Annotated in this window: 22 protein-coding genes; 4 read left to right on the forward strand and 18 right to left on the reverse strand. The window is 69.1% G+C overall.

Going from position 1 to position 24,978, the window contains the following annotated elements; all coding sequences use genetic code 11:
• Nucleotides 1–11: 11 nt before the first annotated feature.
• Nucleotides 12–341 (reverse strand): hypothetical protein, encoded by a 330-nt coding sequence (locus tag ACFXMV_RS05345; RefSeq protein ID WP_378501293.1) that lies wholly within the window; start codon nt 339–341, stop codon nt 12–14.
• Nucleotides 342–470: 129 nt separating this feature from the next.
• On the reverse strand, nt 471–1,658 hold the full coding sequence (locus ACFXMV_RS05350; protein WP_378501294.1) for a hypothetical protein: 1,188 nt from the start codon (nt 1,656–1,658) through the stop codon (nt 471–473).
• 115 nt (nt 1,659–1,773) lie between these two features.
• Between ACFXMV_RS05350 and ACFXMV_RS05355 the strand changes: the two genes are divergently transcribed.
• On the forward strand, nt 1,774–2,250 hold the full coding sequence (locus tag ACFXMV_RS05355; protein ID WP_378501295.1) for a hypothetical protein: 477 nt from the start codon (nt 1,774–1,776) through the stop codon (nt 2,248–2,250).
• 588 nt (nt 2,251–2,838) lie between these two features.
• On the opposite strand, the gene ACFXMV_RS05360 is transcribed toward ACFXMV_RS05355, so the two are convergent.
• From ACFXMV_RS05360 to ACFXMV_RS05375, 4 genes are all read right to left on the reverse strand, one after another.
• Complete coding sequence (locus ACFXMV_RS05360; RefSeq protein ID WP_378501296.1) at nt 2,839–3,132, reverse strand: hypothetical protein; 294 nt, start codon at nt 3,130–3,132, stop codon at nt 2,839–2,841.
• Nucleotides 3,133–3,292: 160 nt separating this feature from the next.
• Nucleotides 3,293–4,159 (reverse strand): ABC transporter ATP-binding protein, encoded by an 867-nt coding sequence (locus ACFXMV_RS05365; protein ID WP_378501297.1) that lies wholly within the window; start codon nt 4,157–4,159, stop codon nt 3,293–3,295.
• Nucleotides 4,159–5,250: a FecCD family ABC transporter permease gene (locus tag ACFXMV_RS05370; protein WP_378503162.1), complete on the reverse strand. Its 1,092-nt coding sequence runs from the start codon at nt 5,248–5,250 to the stop codon at nt 4,159–4,161. Before ACFXMV_RS05370 ends, ACFXMV_RS05365 begins: the two co-directional genes overlap by 1 nt.
• Nucleotides 5,247–6,731: a FecCD family ABC transporter permease gene (locus ACFXMV_RS05375; protein ID WP_378502070.1), complete on the reverse strand. Its 1,485-nt coding sequence runs from the start codon at nt 6,729–6,731 to the stop codon at nt 5,247–5,249. Before ACFXMV_RS05375 ends, ACFXMV_RS05370 begins: the two co-directional genes overlap by 4 nt.
• 255 nt (nt 6,732–6,986) lie before the next feature.
• Between ACFXMV_RS05375 and ACFXMV_RS05380 the strand changes: the two genes are divergently transcribed.
• From ACFXMV_RS05380 to ACFXMV_RS05390, 3 genes are all read left to right on the forward strand, one after another.
• On the forward strand, nt 6,987–7,727 hold the full coding sequence (locus tag ACFXMV_RS05380; protein ID WP_378502071.1) for a hypothetical protein: 741 nt from the start codon (nt 6,987–6,989) through the stop codon (nt 7,725–7,727).
• 191 nt (nt 7,728–7,918) lie between these two features.
• Entirely contained in the window at nt 7,919–8,353 is a 435-nt protein-coding gene (locus ACFXMV_RS05385) for a PaaI family thioesterase (RefSeq protein WP_378501340.1), read from the forward strand.
• A 149-nt stretch (nt 8,354–8,502) separates the two neighbouring features.
• Nucleotides 8,503–9,519, forward strand: a complete 1,017-nt coding sequence (locus tag ACFXMV_RS05390; RefSeq protein ID WP_378501337.1) for a TIGR03617 family F420-dependent LLM class oxidoreductase — start codon at nt 8,503–8,505, stop codon at nt 9,517–9,519.
• Nucleotides 9,520–9,560: 41 nt separating this feature from the next.
• On the opposite strand, the gene nuoN is transcribed toward ACFXMV_RS05390, so the two are convergent.
• Genes nuoN through ACFXMV_RS05450 form a run of 12 tightly spaced genes read right to left on the reverse strand, consistent with a single transcriptional unit; the run spans nt 9,561 to nt 24,976 of the window.
• Nucleotides 9,561–11,222 carry an NADH-quinone oxidoreductase subunit NuoN gene (gene nuoN / locus ACFXMV_RS05395; protein ID WP_378501338.1) on the reverse strand — a complete coding sequence of 554 codons (1,662 nt, stop codon included), beginning with the start codon at nt 11,220–11,222 and terminating at the stop codon, nt 9,561–9,563.
• Nucleotides 11,219–12,820 (reverse strand): NADH-quinone oxidoreductase subunit M, encoded by a 1,602-nt coding sequence (locus ACFXMV_RS05400; RefSeq protein ID WP_378503161.1) that lies wholly within the window; start codon nt 12,818–12,820, stop codon nt 11,219–11,221. Before ACFXMV_RS05400 ends, nuoN begins: the two co-directional genes overlap by 4 nt.
• The gene (nuoL, locus tag ACFXMV_RS05405) at nt 12,817–14,700 is read right to left on the reverse strand and encodes an NADH-quinone oxidoreductase subunit L (protein ID WP_378500780.1); all 1,884 of its coding nucleotides are present in this window, start codon (nt 14,698–14,700) and stop codon (nt 12,817–12,819) included. The genes ACFXMV_RS05400 and nuoL overlap by 4 nt, the downstream gene beginning before the upstream one ends.
• 1 nt (nt 14,701) lies before the next feature.
• Complete coding sequence (gene nuoK, locus ACFXMV_RS05410; protein WP_378500779.1) at nt 14,702–15,001, reverse strand: NADH-quinone oxidoreductase subunit NuoK; 300 nt, start codon at nt 14,999–15,001, stop codon at nt 14,702–14,704.
• A complete protein-coding gene (locus ACFXMV_RS05415) occupies nt 14,998–15,801 on the reverse strand; it encodes an NADH-quinone oxidoreductase subunit J (RefSeq protein WP_378500781.1) in 804 nt (267 codons plus the stop codon). Before ACFXMV_RS05415 ends, nuoK begins: the two co-directional genes overlap by 4 nt.
• A gap of 5 nt (nt 15,802–15,806) precedes the next feature.
• Complete coding sequence (gene nuoI, locus ACFXMV_RS05420) at nt 15,807–16,376, reverse strand: NADH-quinone oxidoreductase subunit NuoI (RefSeq protein ID WP_378500778.1); 570 nt, start codon at nt 16,374–16,376, stop codon at nt 15,807–15,809.
• Complete coding sequence (gene nuoH, locus ACFXMV_RS05425) at nt 16,369–17,718, reverse strand: NADH-quinone oxidoreductase subunit NuoH (RefSeq protein ID WP_378500777.1); 1,350 nt, start codon at nt 17,716–17,718, stop codon at nt 16,369–16,371. The genes nuoI and nuoH overlap by 8 nt, the downstream gene beginning before the upstream one ends.
• Nucleotides 17,718–20,132, reverse strand: coding sequence for an NADH-quinone oxidoreductase subunit G (locus ACFXMV_RS05430; RefSeq protein ID WP_378503160.1), 2,415 nt, complete (start codon nt 20,130–20,132; stop codon nt 17,718–17,720). The genes nuoH and ACFXMV_RS05430 overlap by 1 nt, the downstream gene beginning before the upstream one ends.
• Complete coding sequence (nuoF, locus tag ACFXMV_RS05435; RefSeq protein ID WP_378500454.1) at nt 20,132–22,369, reverse strand: NADH-quinone oxidoreductase subunit NuoF; 2,238 nt, start codon at nt 22,367–22,369, stop codon at nt 20,132–20,134. The genes ACFXMV_RS05430 and nuoF overlap by 1 nt, the downstream gene beginning before the upstream one ends.
• Complete coding sequence (gene nuoD, locus ACFXMV_RS05440) at nt 22,369–23,664, reverse strand: NADH dehydrogenase (quinone) subunit D (protein WP_378500453.1); 1,296 nt, start codon at nt 23,662–23,664, stop codon at nt 22,369–22,371. The genes nuoF and nuoD overlap by 1 nt, the downstream gene beginning before the upstream one ends.
• Nucleotides 23,664–24,416 carry an NADH-quinone oxidoreductase subunit C gene (locus ACFXMV_RS05445; protein WP_378500452.1) on the reverse strand — a complete coding sequence of 251 codons (753 nt, stop codon included), beginning with the start codon at nt 24,414–24,416 and terminating at the stop codon, nt 23,664–23,666. Before ACFXMV_RS05445 ends, nuoD begins: the two co-directional genes overlap by 1 nt.
• Entirely contained in the window at nt 24,413–24,976 is a 564-nt protein-coding gene (locus ACFXMV_RS05450; protein ID WP_378500451.1) for a NuoB/complex I 20 kDa subunit family protein, read from the reverse strand. The genes ACFXMV_RS05445 and ACFXMV_RS05450 overlap by 4 nt, the downstream gene beginning before the upstream one ends.
• Nucleotides 24,977–24,978: the final 2 nt, after the last annotated feature.

A 24,978-nucleotide genomic window follows, 5' to 3' on the forward strand; every position in this document is an offset into this window, starting at 1 on the left:
GTCGCTCGAAACTAGAAGTCCGGACCAGGCAACGAGGCAACTACGACGAACTCAAACCACAAGTGGAACGCCACCGCCGCGGCCCACGTCGTCCAAGCGGCAGTCCTGAAACGGGAAGCTCGCCAATGCACAAGACCCGCGAGGGATGTCGCGACGAAGATCGGGATCAGCAGGGCGCCCCACCCTGTCATCATCCAGTCTCCGATGCTTCTCCAGACTCGGCCGACGACTTGATAGATGCACAGGATCAGAAGCGGGCCGGCGAGTAGGCCGACCAGGATCTGAATCGCTGCCTCGCCTTGGGAGATTGGAGCGGTCCGGTGCTCGGATTTCTGGCCCATCAGGCGAGCATCGCACGGCTGGAGCTACCAACCGATGGGCGCTCCTGTTTGACGACGGTCTTGCCGATTGATCTCGGTTCAGGACCTGCACGAGCCTTCCGCTGGGATCGGTTGCCCTCGACTGGCCGGCTACTCGGGATCGGGTGCGATCCCGAAGGTCTCCCGGAGCTGAGCGTGCAGTTCGCGTGCATCCCGTTGGAAGGTGACCGAGGCGGAGTAGAGCGCGTCGAACGCCGCCCGCCTCGGGTCTGGGCCTGCGGCGGCGAAGATCGTGGGCAGCGCGTACGAGGGGCGGCTGATCGGGCCGTGGTCGAACGGATCGAACCGGCCGCTCGAGTAGACAGCGATCACGCCCTGCTCGCCGTCCACACTGCCTGACTGTTCCTCGCGGCGGTCGGCAGTTAGCTGCGCCCACGCAGACGCGGTCGTGTCGAACGGCGGCGGCAGCGGCTCGCCCGCGTGCAGGGCCGCCAATGCGGGTGCAACCCAGGGCCGGTCGGCGATGTCCGCGAACTCGTACGCCTTGCTCGCGCACCATCGCGCGACCTCGCGCAGTCGGTCGTCGTCCATCTCGAGGAGCGCGAGGACCAGGGCGCGGTCGTACTTGGCGAGGGATTGCCCGCCGTTGTACTCGAGCATCTCGGGAATCGGGTCACCGCCACCCCACGCCTGCCGCTTCGCCGCGGCGGCCTCGGCGCGCAGCTCGGACGTTCTGACCAGACGGCTGCCGCCGCCCGGCTCGAATACGGTGATCCACTTCGGCTCGTCCGATTCCACTGGCTCCACCGCGGGTTCCGGCAGTGGGGTGTTCTCGGGGGTCCCGTAGCCGGGCATGTCCCACATCTGCGCCGGCGCGGGCTCGGTTCCATCGTTGGGCCACAGCCGGATCCGCCACACATCGCCGGGGGTGGTGGTCCCGGGCCAGCCGTAGTTGACGAACCCGCGGCCGCTGACCTCGATCAGATAGTCGCCCTCGGGGACCGCGCAGATCACCTCGCCCGTGGTGGGCGAGGCGATCATCATCTGCCCAGCCTCGGAGACCCGGAGTCGCCCTACGCAGACTTGTTGCCACTCGTCCCGGTCTGCGGGCGGGCGCCCGTCCCACACCTGCACGGCGATCGGCATCTCGAAGTTGTTCTGGTGCGGGCTCAGAACCACCAGCGCGTTGCCGTTCCCGGCGCACGGCTGCGCCGCCTGCGCCTGCTCGACCAGTTCGAGCTCGTCCTCAAAGTCCCCGAGCCCGCCGGAAATGCTGAATTGCCCGTAGTCCATTGCCAGGACCACGGCCTGCTCACTGATCGGACGCGCGCTGTTCACCCCTCGATCCTGACACGCACACTGATCGAAGTTGTTGGCCGGATCTATCCGACGGATGTCCGGACGACGCCGGGAACGGGGCCGGCCGACGTTCCGCGTGCCGTAGTCTTCTCGAGTGATGAGACGGCTTCGCAGAGCACTGATTTCGGCGACCCTGGCGGCCTCGGCACTTGTCCTGTCGGCCCCTGCTGCCTCCGCCCACCACCAGGAGTGGACACCCCTGCCGACGGCACACACCCTCGGCCGAGGCAACTCGATCCCGTGCAGCGGTCAGATCACCGGCACCGTGCAGACGCCACACGACCGGCCGGGAATCGCGCTGGTCACGCTGTCCTGGACACCGTTTTTCACCAGCCCCTGCTCGATCACGGCCTACGTGAACTTCTGGAACACCGCCACCCGCCAGGGCGGCACGATGCTGGCGAACCTGACCAATGAATCCAGTGGCCTCGCCACGCCCCGCGGGAACTGGACTCAGCAGATCAGCATCCCGATCGGCTCCGGTCCCGCCGGCCTGACCGTGACCACCGAGGCGTTGAGCACCGGCAGCTTCGACCCGAGTCGGGTGATGACCCGGTTCGTGGTGGCCTGAGACGACGGGAGACCGTGTCCGCCCCACCGCCGGGGCGTTCATCAGCGGCGCCTCCGGCGGGAGCCGCGCGATCGAGGGCAGCGTGGATACGCTGGCTAGGTGAGGATGTGGCGGAGGAATGCGGGCTGGCTGCTCGTGACGCTGGCCGCGGCAGTTGTCGGCGTTTCATGTAGCGCACAAGGCAACTCGCAGTCTCGCGTGCCGGACGAGTTCACGAACCGGCCAGGTCTCCCGAGCTGCGGCGAAGTACGTACACGCGGACCCAAGCCGCCGTTGAGTGAACAGTTCCCCCGGAGCGTGATCGACTGTTTGATTGCTGGCCGCGAGGGTCCCGGCGCCGAGTACGTGCTGACCATCTCGACGACCGACGGCGATCCGATCACCACATACTTCCGCGTCAGCCCCGGACCTGACGGCGTCGAACTGTTCATCGATAGCACCGCGGACAGATACAGCGATGGATGGCAGCGCAGGACGTGCAAGGTCGCCACAGTCTCAACGGAGTCCCTGGATGACTGCAGGCGAACGACCTAGGAAGCAGGTGTGGGCTGCTCGGGCGGTGAAAACTGGGCTCGCCTGGTGGTCCCGTCACCTCCGGCGGCGGCGAGCCTTACCAGGGTTGATGTAGAGCCGAACACCCTCGTACACCACTGTGTACGGCACACCGTCGTCGTTGTCCGGGTCGCCGGAGTCCGCAGGATCCGGCAGCTCCGCGATCTGCTCGATGACGATTTGTGCTCGCGCCGCACCGGGATCAAACATCTCCTGAAACGGCCCGACGAACGACCCCCCGAGTCCGCGGTGCTTCGCCCGAATAGCCGCCCACCCGAACAGCGTCAACGGGCCGATCGTGGCGATCAGCAGTAACAAGTCCCCACCCATGCCCGCGAGCGTACCGATGAGGTCCTCCGCTCCGCTTGGGAGAGAAGGGGCCGGCCACGACTATCACTGTTTCGGAATGGGTGCCGCTTCGCGCTGACATCGGGTGGTCTATCTGCGGGACAATCCACATATCGGGCGCTTCGTCGAGGGCGCGGCCGCCTCAGACGACGCCCACCGTCTCGGCTGGGATTGCCGGTCCACCGATCGACCCGTAGACGTGCCTGGTCCCGATGGGCACGATCAGCGGACGGTCGGAGACGGGGTCCTCGATCACCCTGGCCTCGAGTCCGAACACCTCCAGCAGCAGCTCCGCCGAGATCACCTCGCTCGGGGTGCCGGACGCGACGACCGCGCCCTCGGACATGACGATCAGCCGGTCGCTGTAGCGGATGGCGAGGTTCAGGTCGTGCAGCACCATCACCACCGTCCGGCCGAGTTCCTCGTGCATCCGGTCCACCAGGTCGAGGACCTCGATCGAATGCGCCAGGTCCAGGTAGGTGGTCGGCTCGTCGAGCAGCAGGATGTCGGTGCCCTGGGCGAGCGCCATCGAGATCCACGCGCGCTGACGCTGGCCGCCGGAGAGCTGGTCGACGGGTCGATCGGCGAGCTCGGACACCCCGGTCAGGGCCAGCGCCCTGGCCACCTCGCCCTCGTCGTCGGCGGACCACTGCCGGATCCAGGACTGGTGCGGGTGCCGTCCGCGGGCCACCAGGTCCGCCACGGTCAGTCCCTCCGGGGCGACGGGTGCCTGTGGCAGCATGCCGAGGGTGCGCGCGACGTCCTTGGTCTTGAGGGTCGAGATCGCCTTGCCGTCGAGCAGTACCTGGCCCGACTTCGGCTTGAGCAGCCGGCCGAGGGAGCGCAGCAGGGTGGACTTGCCGCAGCCGTTCGGCCCGATCACCGTCGTGACGACGCCGGTCGGAATCTCGAGGTCGAGTCCGTCGACGATGATGCGGTCGCCGTAGCCGACGGTGAGAGCCTCGGCCGCGAGCCGCGGCGCGGTGTGCCCGGTGGTGAGCTCGCTCATCAGACCGACACCTTTCGATTGTTGCGGACGAGCAGGTACAGCAGGAACGGTCCGCCGAGCGCCGAGGTCACGATGCCGACCGGGAGCTCGATGGGAAGGATGGTGCGGGCGATGACGTCGCTGCCGACCACCAGCACGGCCCCGGTCAGGCCGGAGGCCAGGATGGGCGGGCCTGCGGTCCGCAGCATCCGGAGCGCGAGCTGCGGCGCGCACAGGGCGACGAACCCGATCGGTCCGACGGCCGCGGTCGCGATGGCGGCGAGCGCCACGGCGGCCAGCAGCAGGCCGGCCTGACCGGCCTGGAGCCGGACGCCGAGCGAGCGCGCGTTGTCGTCGCCGAGCCGGAGGGCGCCGAGGGTGAAGGACGAGATCAGCGCGATGGTGCCGACGACCGCGACGCCGATCGCGACCGGCCAGACCTGCGCCCAGTCGCTGCCGTTGAGGGAGCCGTTGAGCCAGACCTGCGCGCGGGCGACGTCGTTGATGTCGGCGGAGATCAGCATCCACTGGATGGCGGCGACCAGCATGGCGTTGAACCCGATGCCGATCAGCACCACCCGATAGCCCTGCACCCCGCCGCGCCACGAGAGCGCGTAGATGACGACGGCGGTCACGATGCCGCCGATCAGCGCCGCGATCGGAATGCCGAGCACCGCAAGCAGTCCGACGAAGCTGCCGCCGCCCGCGACGACGATGAGCGCGACGGCGGCCGCGCTGGCCCCGGCGGTGATGCCGAGCAGGTCCGGGCTGGCCAGGGGATTGCGGAGGATGGACTGGGTGATCGCGCCCGAGATGCCCAGCGCCAGCCCGGTGAGCAGCGCGGTGAGGGCACGCGGCAACCGCAGGTCCATCACGATGAACCGCTCGACCTTGGTGCCGCCGCCGAAGAGGATCTCGGCGACGGTCGGCACCGAGATCGCGAAGTCGCCGCGGCCGATGTTGATGCACAGCAACAGGAACGCGGCGACGAGCAGGGCCACCGTGATCGCGACCATGACGGTGCGGCGGACCAGGGAGACCGGTCCGACCCGGAACGCCGGGCGGGCGGGCACGGTCGACGGGAGTTCGATCTCGTCGTTGATCAGGCTCACAGGGACGCCAGCTTTCTGCGCCGGACGAGCGCCACGAAGAACGGTGCGCCGAAGAGCGCCAACACGATTCCCACCTGGAGTTCGCCGGGTCGGACGACGACGCGTCCGATCACGTCCGCGAGCAGAACCATGATGGCGCCGATGATGCCTGCGTAGGGCACCAGCCAGCGGTAGTCCGGGCCGGTGATCGAGCGGGCGACGTGGGGGACCACCAGCCCGACGAACGCGATCGGGCCGCAGGCCGCGGTGGCGGCGCCGGTGAGCAGGGTGATCGCGACGATGCCGATCGTCCGGCTCAGCATGATGTTGGTGCCGAGGCCGCGGGCGACGTCGTCGCCGAGGCTGAGCACGTTCAGGCTCGGGGTGCTCGCGATCGCGATCGCCACGCCGATCACCAGGAACGGCAGCACCTGCCAGAGGACCTCGGGTCCGCGTCCGGCGATCGAGCCGACGACCCAGAACCGGTAGCCGTCGAGGCTGGTCTGGTCGAGCAGGATCACGGTGTTCGTCATGGCGCTGAGGAACATTGCGACCGCGGCACCGGCCAGCGCGAGGCTGAGCGGGCTGGACCTGCCGTTGCCGATCGACGAGATGCCGAACACGACGATGCTCGCGGCGAGGGAGCCGGCGAAGGCGAACCAGAGGTACTCGCTCGGCCCGGCCAGCCCGAACAGGTAGATCGAGAGGACCACGAAGAAGGCGGCGCCCCCGTTGAGGCCGAGCAGGCCCGCGTCGGCGAGCGGGTTGCGGGTGTGGCCCTGGATCAGCGCGCCCGCGATTCCGAGCGCGATGCCGACGGCGATCCCGAGCGCGGTGCGCGGCGCCCGAAGGGTCCGCACCACCAGGTCGGTGTCGACGCCGGTCGGGGTGAACAGCGCGTGGAAGATCTCGGCGAAGTTCATCGGCCGGGCGCCGACGGCGATGCTCGCGAGCGCGGCGGCGATCAGGAGCAGGATGAGCAGCGCGAGGCCGAGCAGGCGGCGCCTGCGGGTCGCGGCCAGCGAGGCGTCGCGGCGGACCGGGGTGAAGCCCTCGGCGGCCGCGGTCTTGAACCGGACCACCTCGGCGCGGGCGCGGGGGAGCAGGGCCCGCCTGGTGCCGAGCGGCTCGCCAGTGCCGACGTCCCGGGTGACCAGGCCCAGCCAGGCCTTGCCGACGCTCTGACCGGTGGCGCCCTCCCTGGTGCCGCGGTTCCAGATGAGCAGGGCCGCGGCCGCGATCAGCGCGACGCCGCCGAAGACGGCGCGGTCCATCTGGCCGCCGCCGTTGTCGTCGGCCAGCGAGCTGACGATGAACCAGCCGATGACCAGGGGCAGGGCGACCACACCCAGGTCCACGAGGGCGGCAAGGATTCGGCTCCGCAGTGGCGCGGGTCCGCTCGGCACCTCCAGCGACCCGTAGATCTCGGTCGGGTGGATCCCCCGGGTCTCGGTCGGCTCGGGGGGAGCGGCGACCGAACCGGGTGGAGGGGTGGACGTCACGGGCGGTGCTCCTGATCGGCGGGGCGCAAGCTTGAGAGATTAGGTTACGGAACCCTATCTATGGCCGGTGGCCCGGCTCCCGGTCGCCAGCAAGTGATGGTTAGGCTAACCTACATTTCGCGACGACCGGCCGACGGTCGTCCTGCGTCAGTGGGTCGACCCGCAAGCGGTCGTCCTGTCGATTTGCTCGAGTTGTCCGGAATGTCGCCGACCCAGGAGTGAGCAGTGTCATCCATCGCAGTGCCCCCGATCGCAATGTCTTCGATCGCAGTGTCTCCGACCGATTCACCGTTTGCCGCGCTCGACGATTCGTGTAGCCGGCTGCGGGGGATGTATCCGGAGTATCCGCGGGTGTACGCGGTCGCGCTGATGGCCGATCAGGGAAAGCGTCGTTGGTGGTCTGCCGCCGAGGGGATTCGCGGCGATCGGGTGGCGCGGATGACCGACCGGGCGCTGATCGATCTCGGCGACCGTGAGGCCGCGGCGGCATCGGTGGCGACCGCGCTGATTCATGCGGTGATCGGACGGGTGGCGTCGCTGGTGGTGTTGGAGGGCCGTGCCTGGGATCCGGGTCTCGACAACCTGTGGCTGCACATGGACAGCGATGGCTGCATCGACTGGGCCGGGGTGCGTGACCCGGTCCTGCGGGTGCTGCCGGGTGACCGCTGGGCCGGGACACGCGCCGCGGTGACGCTGCCGTGCGAGGGCGCCCTCCTGGTCTGGACCGCACACCGCTGTCACGCCGCACTGGTCACGATCTTCGACGCGCTGGACCTGGTCGTGCCGCTCGATCGGTCGCGACTGTGGGCGATGGTCGGCGAGGCGATCCTCGGAGCCGCCACGCTGGTCCCGATCCTCGGCGGCGTCGGCGAGTCCGTCGCGATGCGTCGCGGCCAGGGCCTGCTCGATGCGTTCGAGGGTGCCGGGATCCCGGTCCGTGCGCGCGCCGACCGGATGGCGTTGCGGCGCGGTGGCATCGCCGCGCTTGCAAGTTAGGCCAGGCTTGCCTACAGTCATTTTCGAACGTGAATGATCGGACCGCGCCGGAGTCCTGAGGGCTGCAGAGACTCCCGGTCCTTCCCACGACGGGCCCCACACCTTCGGGTGTGGGGCCCGTCGGCGTTTTCCGGCGAAAGGTACATTCACTCGACCCGACCATGGAGTGTGAAATGAGCAACGCGGCCTCGATGAGCGATCTGTCCGGAATGGATCCCGCGACAGCGACCCACTTCCTCAACAAGGGATTCGGCGAGGTGCTGGGGCTCGAATACACCGAACTCAGCGGTGATCGGGTGCGCGCCCAGTGGACCGTGCGTCCCGAGCTGTATCAGCCCGCGGGCATCATGAACGGCGGCGTGCACTGTGCCGTCGTCGAGACGCTGGCGAGCATCGCGGGCAGCATCTGGCTCGGCGACCGGGGCCACGTCGTCGGCGTCAACAACAACACCGACTTCCTCCGGGCCACCCGCGAGGGCACCCTGTTCGCGGAGGCGACACCGGTGCACCGCGGCCGGACCCAGCAGCTGTGGCAGGTCGCCGTGGTCGACGAGCAGGACCGCCTGATCGCCAAGGGGCAGGTGCGGCTCGCGAACGTCACCGATACGGACCGGCTCGGCAGCTGATTGAGTTAGCCCCTCGCAACATCTCCGGAAGTGTCAGAAGGAAGGGCAGCACTCCGGCGCGTTGGCCGGGTCGTCAGGCAGGGCGTTGTACGGGTACGTGCAGGCACCCACGGGGCCGCGATTCCGGCCGAGCAGAAGGAGAAAGACCTGTGAAGGTAGACGTCCAACTCGACGGTCGGCCAGACGATGCGGCGCGCCGCGCACACGAACTCGTCGACCTGGGCGTGGACGGTCTGTTCACGTTCGAGGGACCGCACGATGTGTTCCTGCCGTTAGTCGCGGCGGCAGCCGCGGTGGACGTCGACCTGATGACCAATGTCGCGATCGCGTTACCCCGCAGCCCGATGCACCTCGCCCACACCGCCTACGACCTTCAGACCCTCAGTCGCGGCCGCTTTCGGCTCGGTCTCGGATCACAGATCCGGCCGCACATCGAGAAACGGTACGGGGCGCAGTGGTCACGACCGGCGGCCCGCATGCGCGAGACCGTGCTCGCGATCAAGGCGATCTTCGATGCGTGGGAGGGCAATTCGCGTCTGCGATTCGAGGGTGAGTTCACGACGCACACGCTGATGCCGCCGACGTTCGATCCCGGGCCGAACCCGTACGGTCCGCCGCCGATCTGTCTGGGGGCGCTCGGGCCGGTCATGACCCGAACGGCGGCCGAGGTGGCCGACGGACTGCTGGTGATGCCGTTCAACAGCGTCCGGCACTTTCGCGAGCGGACGTTGCCTGCGGTGGAGGAGGGGCTCGAACGCAGCGGTCGCACCGCCGCGGACCTTGCGATCTACCCGCAGGTGGTCGTCGGGGTCGGCCGGACCCAGGAGGAACTGGAGGCGGCATCGCGTGGCGTGCGCGGTCTGCTTGCGTTCTACGGTTCGACTCCCGCATACCGGCCGGTCCTCGAGGTCGAGGGATGGGCCGACCTGCAACCGAGGCTGAACGCGTTGTCCAAGCAGGGCGAGTACGCCGCGATGACAGATTTGATCGACGACAAGATGCTCGCCACCCTCGCCGTACATGGCACCCCCGAGCAGTGTGCGGCCGAGATCGTCGCCCGCTTCGGGGACCATGCCGACCGGGTTTGCTGCTACTTCCCCGGCTACTCCGTAACGGGGCAGCACATCGCGGAACTCGTTACGGCAGTGAAGGTGCTCGCGCCGTAAGTGACGTCCTGACCGGGCCGCGGAGCGGCGGCGGTCGCAGGTCAGCGGAGGAACTCCGCCGCCCGGTCCGCCAGATCGAGCACGGGCTGCGGGAGGATCCCGAGCATCACCGTCACGACGGCGCACAGGCAGATCGCGGCGGCGGTCGCGGTGCCGGGCATCACGATCGTCGGTGCACTGGTGGGTGCCGCCGAGAAATACATCAGCACGATCACGCGCACGTAGAAGAACGCCGCGATCGCGCTGCTGACCACGCCGACGATGACCAGCGGGACGGCCCCGCCCTCGGCCGCGGCCCGGAACACCGCGAACTTCCCGATGAACCCACTGGTCAACGGGATTCCGGCGAAGGACAGCAGGAACACGGCGAAGACCGCGGCGAGCAGCGGCGAGCGCCGCCCGAGGCCTGCCCAACTGGCCATGTCCGTGGCCTCGCCCGCTGTGCTGTTTCGAGCGACCTGCAAGCAGTCGCTAGCGGTCTTGCGGACCAAACCCACGCAGGCGAAGGCGCCGAGGGTGCTGAATCCGTACGCGAGCAGGTAGAACATCGTGGCGGAGAGTCCCACGTCGGTCCCGGCGATCAGGCCGGTGAGGATGAAGCCGGTGTGCGCGACGGCCGAGTACGCGAGCATGCGTTTGACGTCGGTCTGGGTGACCGCCAGCACCGCCCCGATCAGCATGGTGGCGATCGCGATTCCCCAGAGCACCGGCCGCCAGTCCGCGCGCAGTTCGGGCAGGGCGACAAAGAAGATCCGCAGCATCGCGCCGAACGCGGCGACCTTCGTGGCCGCCGCCATGAAGGCGGTGATCGGGGTGGGGGCGCCCTGGTAGACATCGGGTACCCACGAATGGAACGGCACCGCACCGACTTTGAACAGCAGGCCGACCGTCAGCAGCCCGGTGCCGAGCAGCGCCAGCACCGGGCGCTCCTCGCCTGCAGCGCCGCCGGCCGCGATCGCGTCGGCGATGCCCGCCAGGCGCACCGTGCCCGCGTAGCCGTACAGCAGCGCCACGCCGTACAGGAAGAAGGCCGACGAGAACGCGCCGAGCAGGAAGTACTTCAGCGCCGCCTCCTGGGAGACCAGACGGCGGTGCCGGGCGAGCCCGCAGAGCAGGTAGAGGGGCAGTGAGAGCACCTCGAGCGCCACGAACATGGTGAGCAGGTCGCCCGCCGCGGGGAAGAGCAGCATCCCGCCGACCGCGAACAGCGCCAGGGGGAAGACCTCGGTCTGCGTCACGCCCGCCCTGGTGGCCTCCAATTCGGCGACGCCGCCGGGGACCGCGGACGCCTGCGGGGCGAACGCGTCGATGCCCCCGACGCCATGGCGCGTCCCGGCTGAGGCAGGCGAACCCTCGGCGCCTGCCCGGAGCACGCTGCGCTCGGCGATCAGCAGCACCGCGAGGATCGAGACCAGCAGGATGGTGCCCTGCAGGAAAAGGGTGGGGCCGTCGACGACGACCGCGCCCATGACGGCGGTGCCGTGATCGGCGCGTAGCAGCACCACCGCGACGAACGCCGCGCCGAGGCCGCCGAGGCTGAGCGCGAGCTGGCTCGTCAGGCGACCTCGACTGGGCGCGAACGCCTCGACGATCACCGCCACGACGGCCACCCCGAACACGATCAGCATCGGCGCGAGCCGGCCGTACTCGATGTCCGGCGCGGGCAACGCCACGGCCTGGGCGACGGCTTCGTGAGACCTCATCTGGGCGCACCTCCGTGGTTGTCCTGATCGGCGACGTAGCCGGTGACGTGCGGGCCGGTCGGTGCGGGATCATGCTGATCGATGGTGGTCATGATCTGACTCACCGCGGGGTTGACGATGTCGAGGACGGGTTTCGGGTAGAAGCCGAGGACGATGAGCGCGGCGATCAGCGGCGCCACGACCGCGACCTCGCGGGGTACCAGGTCGCGGATGCGTTCGTTGCCCTTCGTCACCGGGCCGGTCATCACGCGTTGGTAGAGCCACAGCACGTAGATGGCGGCGAGGACGAGCGCGCTGGTCGCGATCACCGCGGCGACCGGATACCGGGTGAAAGTGCCGACCAGGACCAGGAACTCGCTCACGAACGGCGCCAGCCCTGGCAGCGACAGGGTGGCCAGGCCCGCGACGAGGAAGGTGCCCGCCATCACCGGGGCGACCTTCTGTACGCCGCCGTACGCGGCGATGACCCTGGTGCCGCGGCGGGAGACCAGGAATCCCGCCACCAGGAACAGCGCCGCGGTCGAGATGCCGTGGTTGACCATGTAGAGCGCCGAGCCGGCCTGCCCCTGACTGGTCATCGCGAAGATGCCGAGAATGATGAACCCGAAGTGCGAGATCGACGTGTAGGCGATCAGGCGCATCAGGTCGGTCTGGCCGATTGCCAGTAGCGCACCGTAGACGACGCCGATCACTGCCAGCGTGACGATCAGCGGCGCGAAGTACGCCGAGGACTCGGGGAACAGTTGCAGGCAGTACCGCAGCATGGCGAAGGTACCGACCTTGTCGACGATCGCCATCATGAGCACCGCGGTGGTTGGCGTCGCTGCGGTGGCGGCACCCGGCAGCCAGGTGTGGAAGGGCCACAGCGGCGCCTTGACCGCGAAGGCGAACATGAAGCCGAGGAACAGCGAATTCAGGACGCCCGCATCGACGCCGAGCCCGTCGGTGGAGGCGGCCGCGACGATTTCGCGGAAGTCGAAGGTCCCGCCCGGGAACGGGCTGCCCGCGCGCACCGTCACCACGTACAGCCCGATGACCGCGGCCAGCATGATCAGGCCGCCGAAGAGGTTGTACAGCAGGAACTTCACCGCCGCACGGGATCTGCCCGGGCCGCCGAAGCCGCCGATGAGGAAGTACATCGGGATCAGCATCGCCTCGAAGAAGACGTAGAACAGCAGGACGTCGAGGGCGGTGAACGAGACCATCACCATCGACTCGACCACCAGGATCAGCGCCACGTAGATGTGGATCCGGCGTCGCCCGGTTGGCTCCGGCTCCGACACGTCGTTCCAGCCGGCCAACAGGAGCAGCGGTACGAGCACGGCCGTCAGCAGCACCATCACCAGCGCGATGCCGTCCAGCCCCAGCGTGTACCGGGTCCCGAAGTCGGGGATCCAGGCGTGCGACTCGACGTACTGGTACTGCGCGCCCCCCGGGTCGAAACCGATCGCCACCGCGACGGCCAGGGCGAGCACCACGAGCGCGGTGCCGAGCGCGAAAGACCGTGCGAGCCGGTGCTTGTGCGCGGGCAGGGTCAGGACGGCGGCGGCGCCGATCAGTGGTGCCACCCAGATCGCGGTCAACCAGGGGAGGCTCATCGCAGACCCACCAGCACCATCGTCGCGGCTACCGCGCCCGCGCCCGCGAACATGTAGAGGGCGTAGGTCCGGACGAACCCGGTCTGCAGCCGTCGGAAACGTGCCGACGCGCCGCCGATCGCCGCGGCCAGCCCGCCCACGACACCGTCGACGCCCCTGCTGTCGAAGAACCCGAGCCACCGCGTCAGATATTGGCCAGGACGCATGAACACCGCCTCGTTGACTGCGTCGCCGTACAGGTCCGCGCGGGCCGCGACGGTGAGTGGGGAGACCGCGGCGGGCGCGACCTCGGGGATCGCCTGACCGGCGTACTGCCGGTACGCCACCGCGACACCGGCGAGCACCACCACCAGCGTGGTCGCGGTGATCACCCACACGGGGACGGCGAGATCGGGATGGTGGGACCCGACCACCGGCTCCAGCCAATGCTGCAGCGCCCCACCGAAGGCCAGGACAGCGCCGGAGGCCACCGAACCGATGGCGATCAGGATCATCGGCCAGGTCATCACGCCCGGCGACTCGTGCGGTTTGACCTCTTCCTGCCAGCGGCGTTGGCCGAAGAAGGTCATCAGCATCACCCGGGTCATGTAGAACGCGGTGATGCCGGCCCCGAGCAGCGCGGCCGAGCCGAGAATGATTCCTTCGGCGCCGCCTGCGCCGAACGCCGCCTCGATGATCTTGTCCTTGGAGAAGTAGCCGGCGAACGGGGGGATGCCGAGGATGGCCAGATAACCCAGCCCGAACGTGACGAACGTGATCGGCATGACCACCCGCAGCCCGCCGTAGCGACGCATGTCGGTCTCGTCGTTCATACCGTGCATCACCGACCCGGCGCCGAGGAACAGCCCCGCCTTGAAGAAGCCGTGGGTCAGCAGGTGCATGATCGCGAACGCGTATCCCGCGGGGCCGAGGCCCGCGGCGAGCACCATGTAGCCGATCTGACTCATCGTCGACGCGGCCAAAGCCTTCTTGATGTCGTCCTTGGCGCAGCCGATGATCGCGCCGAACAGCAGGGTGACCGCGCCGACCGCCACGACGGCAAGCTGGGCGCCCGGCGCCAGATCGAAGATCGCGTTGGACCGGACGATCAGGTAGACGCCCGCGGTGACCATGGTGGCGGCGTGGATCAGCGCCGACACCGGCGTCGGGCCCTCCATCGCGTCGCCGAGCCAGGACTGCAGCGGCACCTGGGCGGACTTGCCGCAGGCGGCGAGCAGCAGCGCCAGCCCGATCGCCGTCAGCGCGGTCTCGCTCGCGCCCGGCGCCGCGGCGAAGACGTCACCGAAACCGATCGACCCGAAGGTCGCGAACATGATCATGATCGCGACGACCAGTCCCATGTCGCCGACGCGGTTGACGATGAATGCCTTCTTGGCCGCTGCGGCGGCCGACGGCTTGAACTGCCAGAAGCCGATCAGCAGGTACGAGGCGAGTCCGACGCCCTCCCAGCCGACGTACAGGCCGAGGTAGTTGTCGGCCAGCACCAGGAGCAGCATCGCGGCGAGGAACAGGTTGAGGTACGCGAAGAAACGTCGCCGCTCGGGATCATTCGCCATGTACCCGACCGAGTAGATGTGGATCAGCGAGCCCACCCCGGTGATCAGCAGCACGAAGCAGATCGACAGCTGGTCGAGCTGAAGGCCGAAGTCCACCTGCAGGCCGGCGGCTGGCACCCAGCTGAAGAGGTCCTGCGTCACCGACCGGTCGGCGGTGACGCGACCAAGCATGTCGACGAAGTAGGTGACGCCGACCGCGAACGACGCCAGCGCGGTCGCACAGGCGAGCAGGTGTCCCCATGCGTCGGTTCGCCTGCCGCCGAGGAGCAGCACGGCGGCGCCGAGCAGCGGCAGGGCGGGCAGCAGCCAGATCCCCCCGGTCACGTCAATACCTCAGGAGGTTGGCGGCGTCGACCGAGGCCGAACGCCGGGTGCGGAAGATGGACATGATGATCGCCAGGCCGACAACGACTTCCGCGGCGGCGACCACCATCGTGAAGAACGCGAAGACCTGGCCGTCGAGGTTCTGGTGCATCCGGGCAAACGTGACGAACGTGAGGTTGCCCGCGTTGAGCATCAGTTCGATGCACATGAACACCACGATGGCGTTGCGGCGGACGAGGACGCCTGCCGCACCGATCGTGAACAGCAGGGCGGACAGGTACAGGTAGTTCTCGGGGTTCACCGTGTGCCCTCCTCTCCGGATGTCTCCGCTTCGGGTACCGCGGCATCTCGTTGCCGGAGAATGCGACTGACCGACGACGGGGCGAACGACCCGTCCGGCAGCAGCGCCGGCATGTCGACCGCGTTGCTGCGGGCGTAGACGCCGGGACTCGGCAACGGGGTGACCCGATCGCCGCCGACATCGCCCTCGCTCCATCGACGGACCCGCTCACGCGAGAGTTCGCGCTGATCCATGCGCGGCCCGAACCGCTCGCGGTGCGCCAGCACCATCGCACCGATGGTCGCGGTGATCAGGAGTGCGCCGGTGAGTTCGAAGGCCCACACGTAGCGGATGAAAATGAGTTCGGCGAGGGCCTCGACGTTTCCGGCCGGAGGCGCCGCCTGATCGGCCGCGCCGCCGCCCAACCGGACGGTGGCGTTGCCGATGCCTGCGATGAGCAGCACCCCGAATCCGATCCCCGCCGCGACGGCGGCGATCCGCTGACCGCGCAGCGTTTCCACCAGCGAGTCGGAGGAGTCGACGCCGATCAGCATGAGGACGAACAGGAACAGCATCATCACCGCGCCGGTGTAGACGACGATCTGCACGACACCGAGGAAGAGGGCGTCCTGCGCGATGTAGAAGACCGCGAGAATGATCATGGTCAGGGCGAGGAAGATCGCGGAGTAGACGGCCTTGGTCGCGCACACCACTCCCAAGGCTCCGAGCACCGCGACCGCGGCGAGGACCCAGAATTGGACCGCCTCTCCCGTGGACGTTCGGGTGAGGGGCTCGGCGGCGAGCTGGGCCGCGGAGGAGATCGCGTTCACGGTTGCCGGTCTCCTTCCGCGCTGGTGTTTTCGGGGCGCTCCGCCGGCTCCGCGCCTGTCACTTCGGGGAGGGTGCCGCGGTAGTAGTCGCTGTCCGTGCTCCCCGGCCGCATCGGGTGCGGCGGCTCCGCCATCCCCGGCTCGAGCGGCGCCAGGAGGCGGTCCTTGTCGTAGATCAGGCCGGCCCTGTTGTCGTCGACCATCTCGTAGTCGTCGGTCATGGTCAGCGCCCGCGTCGGACACGCCTCGATGCACAGCCCGCACCCGATGCACCGCAGGTAGTTGATCTGGTACACGCGGCCGTATCGCTCACCGGGCGAATACCGTTCGGATTCGGTGTTGTCCGCGCCCTCGACATAGATGGCGTCGGCCGGGCAGGCCCAGGCGCACAGTTCGCACCCTATGCACTTCTCCAGGCCGTCCGGGTAGCGGTTGAGCTGATGCCTGCCGTGAAAACCCGGCGCGGTCGGCACCTTCTGCTCGGGATAGAACTCGGTGTTGGGTTTCTCGAACATCGTTCGGAACGTGACGCCGAATCCCGCTAGGGGGCCTAGGAACTCAACCATCGTCGCCCTCCTTGGTGGTGGTGCCCGTGGATACCGGGGTACGGCGGAACGCGGGCAAGGTCTGTCCTGGGAGCGGCGGGATCGGGAAACCGCCTGCCATGGGGTCGAACGGCTCGTGGGCGGGCGACGTCGCCGCGCTCTCGGCGGTAGGCTCCGGCGCGGACCGGAGGCGGCGCCACAGCATCGTGATCGCGACGAGTCCGACGACCACTCCGGCGCCGCAGAGGAAGACGGGCAGCGAGCCGTACCCCTCGTTCCGCAGGGCCCGCATCGCGGCGACCACCATGACCCACAGCAGCGCGGCCGGGATCAGGATCTTCCAGCCGAGGTTCATGAACTGGTCGTAGCGCAGCCGAGGCAGCGTCCCGCGCAGCCAGATGAAGACGAACAGGAAGCCCCAGACCTTTGCCGTGAACCACAGCACGGGGAGCCATCCGGAGTTCGCGCCGTCCCACATGTTCAGCGGCCACGGCGCGTGCCAGCCGCCGAGGAACAGCGTGGTGGCGAGCGCCGAGACGGTGGCCATGTTGATGTACTCCGCGAGCATGAACATGGCGAACCGGAGCGAGGAGTACTCGGTGTGGAAGCCGCCGACCAGCTCGCCCTCGGCCTCGGGCAGGTCGAAAGGCGCGCGGTTGGTCTCGCCGACCATCGACGTCACGTAGATGAGGAACGAGGGCAGCAGCAGGAAGACGTACCAGGTTCCTTCCTGCGCGGCGACGATGCCCGAGGTGGCCATCGTGCCCGCCCACAGGAAGACGGCGGCGAACGACAATCCCATCGCCACCTCGTACGAAATGACCTGTGCCGTCGAGCGCAGCCCGCCCAGCAGGGGATAGGTCGAGCCCGACGCCCACCCGGCGAGCACGATGCCGTACACGCCGACCGAGGTGACCGCGAGGATGTACAGGACGGCGACCGGCAGGTCGGTGAGTTGCAGGGGCGTGCGGGTGCCGAGGATCGACACCTCCGGCCCGAACGGGATCACTGCGAAGGCCATGAACGCCGGCACCACCGCGATGATCGGCGCCAGCAGGTAGACCGGCCGGTCGACGCCGCTCGGGACGATGCCCTCCTTGAGCGCCAGCTTGATGCCGTCGGCCAGGCTCTGCAGCGTTCCCTTCGGCCCGACCCGGTTGGGCCCGACCCGCATCTGCATCCAGGCCAACACCTTGCGTTCGGCGAGGATCGCCAGCAGCGGGGTCAGCACGAGGAAGACGAAGACGGCCAGGGCCTTGCCCAGGACCAGCCACCACGGGTCGTGCCCGAATGCCGACAGGTCTGTGTAATTTCGAGCGACCTGCAAGCAGTCGCTAGCGGCGTATGTGGCGCCGGTGCCCATTATCGCCCCGCTTCGGTTGCCGCGGAGTGGATGCGGACGAGACCACCGGGGAGGGTCGCGAGCTGTCGGAATACCGCGGACCCGGGCGAGTTCAGCGGCAGCCACACCACCCGGTCCGGCAGGTCGGTGATCGCCAGCGGCAGGGTGATCGCCCCCCGGTCGGTGCTGACGGTCACCAGATCTCCGTCGCTCGCGGCGATCACGGCCGCCGAGGTGGCGGACAGCCGCACCACCGGCGTGCGGGCGGTGCCAGCCAGGTGCGGCTCCCCGTCCTGCATCCGCCCGGAGTCCAACAGCATTCGCCAGCCAGCCAGGACCGCCTCGCCGGGGCCCGGCAGCGCGGGCACCGCGGGCACGACGTCCGGCGAGGCGGAAGGCTCTCCCTCCCATGGGCCGAGCCGATCCAGCTCCGCGCGCGCGGCCGCGGCGTCGGGAAGGTCGAGCCGCACGCCCATCCGGTCGGCGATGGCGTCCAGCACCCGCTGGTCGGGCATGGCGCCGGCGCCGGACAACGCGGCCTCGAACACGCGGGGCCGCCCCTCCCAGTTGAGGAAGGTGCCGGGCTTCTCCGCCACCGAGGCGACGGGGAACACCACGTCGGCGCGGTCGGTGACCTCGCTGCGGCGAAGCTCCAGGCTGACCACGAACCCGGCCGCCTCGATGGCGGACAGGGCGGCCTGCGGGTCGGCCATGTCGGCCGGCTCCACCCCGCCGATCACCAGCGCCCCGAGCTGCCCCGCCTGCGCGGCCGCGAGGATCTCCGCGGCGTCCCGGCCCCGCGCGGTCGGCAGATCCGTGACGCCCCAAGCGGACGCGACCTGGCCACGGGCCGCGGCGTCGGTGACCGGTCGGCCGCCGGGCAGCAGGTGCGGGAGGGCGCCCGCCTCCAGCGCGCCCCGGTCGCCCGCCCGACGTGGCACCCACACCAGCCGCGCCCCGGTCTGATCGGCCAGCCGGATCGCGGCGGACAGCGCGCCGGGAACCGCCGCCAGCCGCTCACCGACCATGATCACCGCGCCCGGCCGACGCAGCAGCTCCGACCCGGTCAGCGAGTCGAGCGCAGCAGGCTCGCCGCCAGGCGCGGTCCGCAGCAGCCGACCCGACATCTTCTGCAGGCCGCGGCTGGCAAACGGCGCGATCGACTGCACCTCGAGGGTGCCGCGTCGCGCAGCCTTCCGTAGTCGCAGGTAGACGATCGGCGACTCCTCCTCGGGCTCGAACCCGACGAGCAGTACCGTCGACGCGTTCTCCAGGTCGCGATACGACAGGGTGAGATTGGAACCGGCCACCCGGGCGGCCAGGAAGTCGGCCTCTTCGGCGGAGTGCGGCCTGCTGCGGAAATCGATGTCGTTGGTGCCGAGCACGACCCGCGCGAACTTCGCGTAGGCGTAGGCGTCCTCCAGGGTGGCCCGGCCACCGACCAACACCCCACTCCCACCCGGTGCTGCGGTGAGCCCGCGCGCCGCCGCCGCCAGCGCCTCGGGCCAGGAGGCGGGCCGCAGCGTGCCGTCGTCGGCGCGGACCATCGGCGTGGTGATGCGGTCGGGCGCGGTCGCGTAGGTGAACGCCCACCTGCCCTTGTCGCAGTTCCATTCCTCGTTCACCGCCGGGTCGTCGCCCGCCATCCGGCGCAACACGGTGCCGCGCCGATGGTCGGTGCGCAGGTCGCACCCACTGGCGCAGTGCTCGCAGGCGCTGGGGCTCGACACCAGATCGAACGGTCGGGCGCGGAACCGGTAGGCGGCGCCGGTGAGTGCGCCGACCGGGCAGATCTGCACGGTGTTGCCGGAGAAGTAGGACTCGAACGGTTCCTTGGCGTAGATGCCGACCTGCTGCAGCGCGCCCCGCTCAAGCAACTCGATGAACGGGTCGCCCGCGATCTGCTGGGAGAAGCGGGTGCACCGCGCGCAGAGAACGCATCGCTCCCGGTCGAGCAGGACCTCGGAGGACAGCGGAATCGGTTTGGGGAAGGTGCGTTTGACCCCGCCGAAACGCGATTCGGTCCGGCCGTTGGACATGGCCTGGTTCTGCAGCGGGCACTCGCCGCCCTTGTCGCAGACCGGGCAGTCCAGCGGATGGTTGATCAGCAGCAGCTCCATCACGCCCCGCTGCGCCTTGTCCGCGACGGGCGAGGTCAGCTGGGTGTGGACCGCCATGCCGTCCGTCACGGTGGTGGTGCACGAGGCCAGCGGCTTGCGCTGGCCGTCCACCTCGACCAGGCACTGACGACAGGCGCCGACCGGGTCGAGCAGCGGGTGGTCGCAGAACCGGGGGATCTGGATTCCGGCCATCTCGGCGGCGCGGATCACCAACGTGCCCTTGGGGACCGCGACCGGGGCGCCGTCGATGGTGGCGGAGACCAGGTCCTCGGGTGCCGACGGTTCCGTCGCGTCGTTGCTCGCGTTCACCGTCATCAGATGCGTCCCCCCTGATTGAGAGCAGACAGTTCCGGCTCGAACGGGCAGCCGCCGTGCTCGAAGTGCGCCAGGTACTCGTCGCGAAAGTGCTTGATGGAGGACATGATCGGGCTGGCCGCGCCGTCGCCGAGCGCGCAGAACGACTTCCCGAGGATGCTGTCGGAGATGTCGAGCAGCTTCTCCAAGTCCTCTTCGGCCGTAGCGATCGCTTGCGGGTCGCTCGAAACAACACCGTCGCCGGCCTCCAGGCGCTCGAGGATCTGCACCAGCCAATAGGTGCCCTCCCGGCAGGGGGTGCACTTGCCGCAGGACTCGTGCGCGTAGAACTCGGTCCAGCGCAACACCGCCCGGACCACGCAGGTGGTCTCGTCGAAGACCTGCAGGGCCTTGGTGCCGAGCATCGAACCCGCGGCCGCGACGTGCTCGTAGTCCAGCGGAACGTCCAGGTGGGCCTCGGTGAAGATGGGGGTGGACGATCCTCCCGGGGTCCAGAACTTGAGCCGGTGCCCGGCGCGGACGCCGCCCGAGTAGTCCAGCAGTTCGCGCAGGGTGATGCCCAGCGGTGCCTCGTACTGTCCTGGCCGGGCGACGTGGCCGGACAGTGAGTAGAGGGTGAAGCCGGGGGATTCCGTGCTCCCCATCGACCTGAACCACTGCGGCCCGCGCAGGATGATCGGCGGCACGCTCGCGATCGACTCGACATTATTGACGACGGTCGGGCTCGCGTACAGGCCCGCCACCGCCGGGAACGGCGGTCGTAGCCGGGGCTGGCCGCGACGGCCCTCCAGCGAATCGAGCAGCGCCGTCTCCTCGCCGCAGATGTACGCGCCGGCACCCGCGTGCACCACCAGGTCCAGGTCGTAGCCGGAGCCGAGAATGTCCCGGCCCAGGTACCCCGCCTCGTAGGCCTCGGCCGCCGCGGCCTGCAGTCGGCGCAGCACCGGAACGACCTCGCCGCGCAGGTAGATGAAGGCGCGGCTCGAGCGGATGGCGTACGCCGCGATGATCACCCCCTCGATCAGGGCGTGCGGCGTTGCCATGATGAGCGGCATGTCCTTGCAGGTGCCCGGTTCGGACTCGTCCGCGTTGACGACCAGGTAGTGCGGCTTGCCGCCGCTGCCCGAACCCTGCGGTATGAACCCCCATTTCGTGCCGGTCGGGAAACCGGCACCCCCACGCCCGCGCAGACCGGAGTCCTTGACGGTCGCGATCACGGCATCCGGATCCATCCGCAGGGCCTTGTTCAGCGCCCGATAGCCGTCGTGGCGGCGGTAGGTGTCCAACGTCCAGGACCGGGGGTCGTCCCAGTACCGGCTCAGGACCGGGGTCAGCGACGTGGGCGAGGCGTCGGCGTCCGGCGCCGCGCCGGACAACGGCTGGTCCGTCTCGTCGGGCGAGGCGGCGGGCGCGGGTGGCGGAGGGTCGGCAGGCGCCTCCATCCCCAACTCACGGGCGATCCGCAGACCGGCCACGGTGGCGTCGCCCGCGCCACTACCCGCATCCAGTGCGCCTGGCCGCGCATCGGGGAAGCCGGCGAGGATGCGGGCGGTCTCACGGAAGGTGCACAGCGGGGCGCCCCTGGTCGGGGTGACCTGGTCGCCCGCGCGCAGGCCGTCGACGATCGTCTTGGCCGACTCCGGGGTCTGGCCGTCGAAGAACTCCCAGTTGACCATCACGACCGGGGCGAAGTCGCACGCCGCGTTGCACTCGATCCGCTCGAGCGTGATCTTGTCGTCGCCCGTGGTCTCGCCGTTACGGATGCCGAGATGCTCCTCGAGCGCGGTCGCGATCGCGTCACCGCCCATGATCGCGCACAGGGTGTTGGTGCAGACCCCGACGTGGAAGTCTCCGGTCGGGTTGCGGCGGTACATGGAGTAGAAGGTGGCGACCGCGGTGACCTCGGCCCCGGTGAGGCCGAGTCGCGTTGCGCAGAACTCGATTCCGGCCGGGGTGATGTAGCCGTCCTCGGCCTGGACCAGGTGCAGCAGCGGCAGCAGTGCCGAGCGTGCCTCCGGCTCCGCGGCTGTATTGCCGTAGCGCGCGATGATCTCCGTCGCGTCCGCCGCCAACCGCGCGTGGACGTCGGCCGGATAGGCGGCGCGGGCACCCGGCCGCACCAACTGCCCCTTCTCGTCCGGCCGCGGCCCGAGTTCGATGAAGACCGGCCCGGTTCCGCCCGGTGGCCCGCTCACCGCGATGTTGTTCGCACGCTCGTCGTCTCGTCCCTGCAACATCAGCGATCAGCTCCGCCCATGACCGGATCGATGCTGGCGACCGAGGCGATGACGTCGGAGACCATTCCGCCCTCGCACATGGCCGCCACCGCCTGAAGGTTGGTGAACGACGGATCCCGGTAGTGCACCCGGAACGGGCGGGTGCCGCCGTCGCTGACCATGTGCACGCCCAGCTCGCCCCGCGGGGATTCGACTGCCACGTAGACCTGTCCCGGTGGAACCCGTAGCCCCTCGGTGACGAGCTTGAAATGGTGGATCAGCGACTCCATGGACGTGTCCATGATCTTGCGGATGTGATCGGGGGAGTTGCCCAGCCCGTCGCTGCCGAGGGCGAGATCGGCAGGCCAGGCGATCTTCTCGTCCGCGACCATGACGGGGCCCGGCCGGAGTCGGTCGAGGCACTGCTCGACGATCTTCAGGGACTCCGTCATCTCGTCGACGCGGATCCGGTAGCGCCCGTAGCAGTCGCAGCCGGTGTCGGTGATGACGTCGAACTCGTAGTTCTCGTATCCGCAGTACGGTTCGCTCTTGCGCAGATCGTGGGGCAGGCCCGTGGACCGCAGGACCGGGCCGGTGATGCCGAGCGCCATGCATCCGGTCAGATCGAGATAGCCGATGCCCTTGGTGCGCGCCTTCCAGATGGCGTTGTCGGTGAGCAGCATCTCGATGTCCCGCAGCCGTTTCGGCATGATCTCGAGCAGTTCGCGAACCTTCCCGGCCGCGCCGGGCGGTAGGTCACGGACGAGGCCGCCCGGTCGGATGTAGGCGTGGTTCATCCGGAGGCCGGTGATCGTCTCGAAGACGTCGAGGATCAGCTCGCGCTCGCGGAACCCGAAGAGCATCGGGGTGATCGCGCCCAGCTCCATGCCGCCGGTGGCCAGCGCCACCAGGTGGGAGGAGATCCGGTTGAGTTCCATCAGCATGACCCGGATGACGTTGGCCCGCTCCGGGACCTGCTCGGTGATGTCGAGAAGCCGCTCGACGCCGAGGCAATACGCGGTCTCGTTGAAGAACGGTGACAGGTAGTCCATCCGGGTGACGAAGGTGACGCCCTGGGTCCAGTTGCGGTACTCGAGGTTCTTCTCGATCCCGGTGTGCAGGTAGCCGATCCCGCAGCGGGCCTCGGTGACCGTCTCTCCCTCGATCTCGAGGATGAGCCGGAGAACGCCGTGCGTGGACGGGTGCTGGGGGCCCATGTTGACGATGATGCGCTCGGGGCTTTCAGCTCCCGTGGTGGTCACGACGTCGTCCCAGTCCTGGCCCGTGACGGTGACGATCTGATCGGTCTCGTTCATCAGTTGTATGCCCTCCGCTCGTCCGGCGGCGGCACCTGCGCGCCCTTGTACTCGACGGGGATGCCGCCGAGCGGGTAGTCCTTCCGCTGCGGATGGCCGTGCCAGTCGTCGGGCATCTCGATGCGGGTCAGGGACGGGTGGCCGTCGAACACGATGCCGAAGAAGTCGTAGGTCTCCCGTTCGTGCCAGTCGTTGGTCGGGTACACCCCGTACAGCGACGGGATGTGCGGGTCGGCATCGGCCGCCGTCACCTCGAGGCGGATCCGGCGGCCAAGGGTGATCGACAGGAGCGGATAGACCGCGTGCAGTTCCCGGCCGATGTCCTGCGGATAGTGCACGCCGTTGACGCCGAGGCACAGCTCGAACCGAAGGTCGGGTTCGTCGCGCAGGGTCCGGGCGACCAGCGGCAGATGTTCCCGCCGAACATGGAAGGTCAGCTCGCCCCGGAAGACGACGACCTTCTCGATCGCCTCCTGGAAGGGCACCGTGAGGGCGGCTTCCAGCGCGTCCGCGACCTCGTCGAAGTAGCCGCCGTACGGGCGGGAAGCGCTGCCGCGCGCCATCACCGGCCGGATCAGCCGCCCGTACCCGGAGGTGTCGCCGGTGCCGCGGACCCCGAACATCCCTCGACGCGTGCCGATCAGTTCGGCGTCCTCCTGCTGCCCCGGCGGCACCGCGCCCTCCGGGCCCGCGGTGGCCTCCGCGTCGACCCGCCGGGAGGCGTCGTCGCGCTCGCTCTCGCCGCGCGTCACCGGAGCAGACCTCCGGGTGAGCCGAGTTCGAACGTGGGGGTCGACGCCAGGGCGGCCTGCTCGGCGGCCCGGACCGCCTCCTCGCGGTTGGCGCCCAGCGGCATCTGCTGGATCTTCTCGTGCAGCGTGATGATCGCGTTCAGCAGCATCTCCGGCCGCGGCGGGCAACCGGGCAGGTAGATGTCGACCGGGACGACGTGGTCGACGCCCTGCACGATGGCGTAGTTGTTGAACATGCCGCCGGAGGATGCGCACACGCCCATCGCCAGCACCCACTTCGGTTCGACCATCTGGTCGTAGATTTGCCGGAGCACCGGGGCCATCTTCTGGCTGACCCGACCGGCGACGATCATGAGGTCCGCCTGGCGCGGCGAGGCACGGAACGCCTCCATCCCGAACCGAGCGAGGTCGTAGCGCCCGGACGTGGTGGCCATCATCTCGATCGCGCAGCAGGCGAGCCCGAAGCTCGCAGGCCAGAGGGAGCCCTTGCGGGCGAAGCCGGCCAGCCCCTCGACCGTGCTCAGCAGGAAGCCGCTCGGCAGTTTCTCCTCGAGACCCATCG

The sequence above is a fragment of the Rhodococcus sp. NPDC059179 genome, from assembly GCF_042754885.1.
Lineage (GTDB): Bacteria > Actinomycetota > Actinomycetes > Mycobacteriales > Mycobacteriaceae > Rhodococcus_G.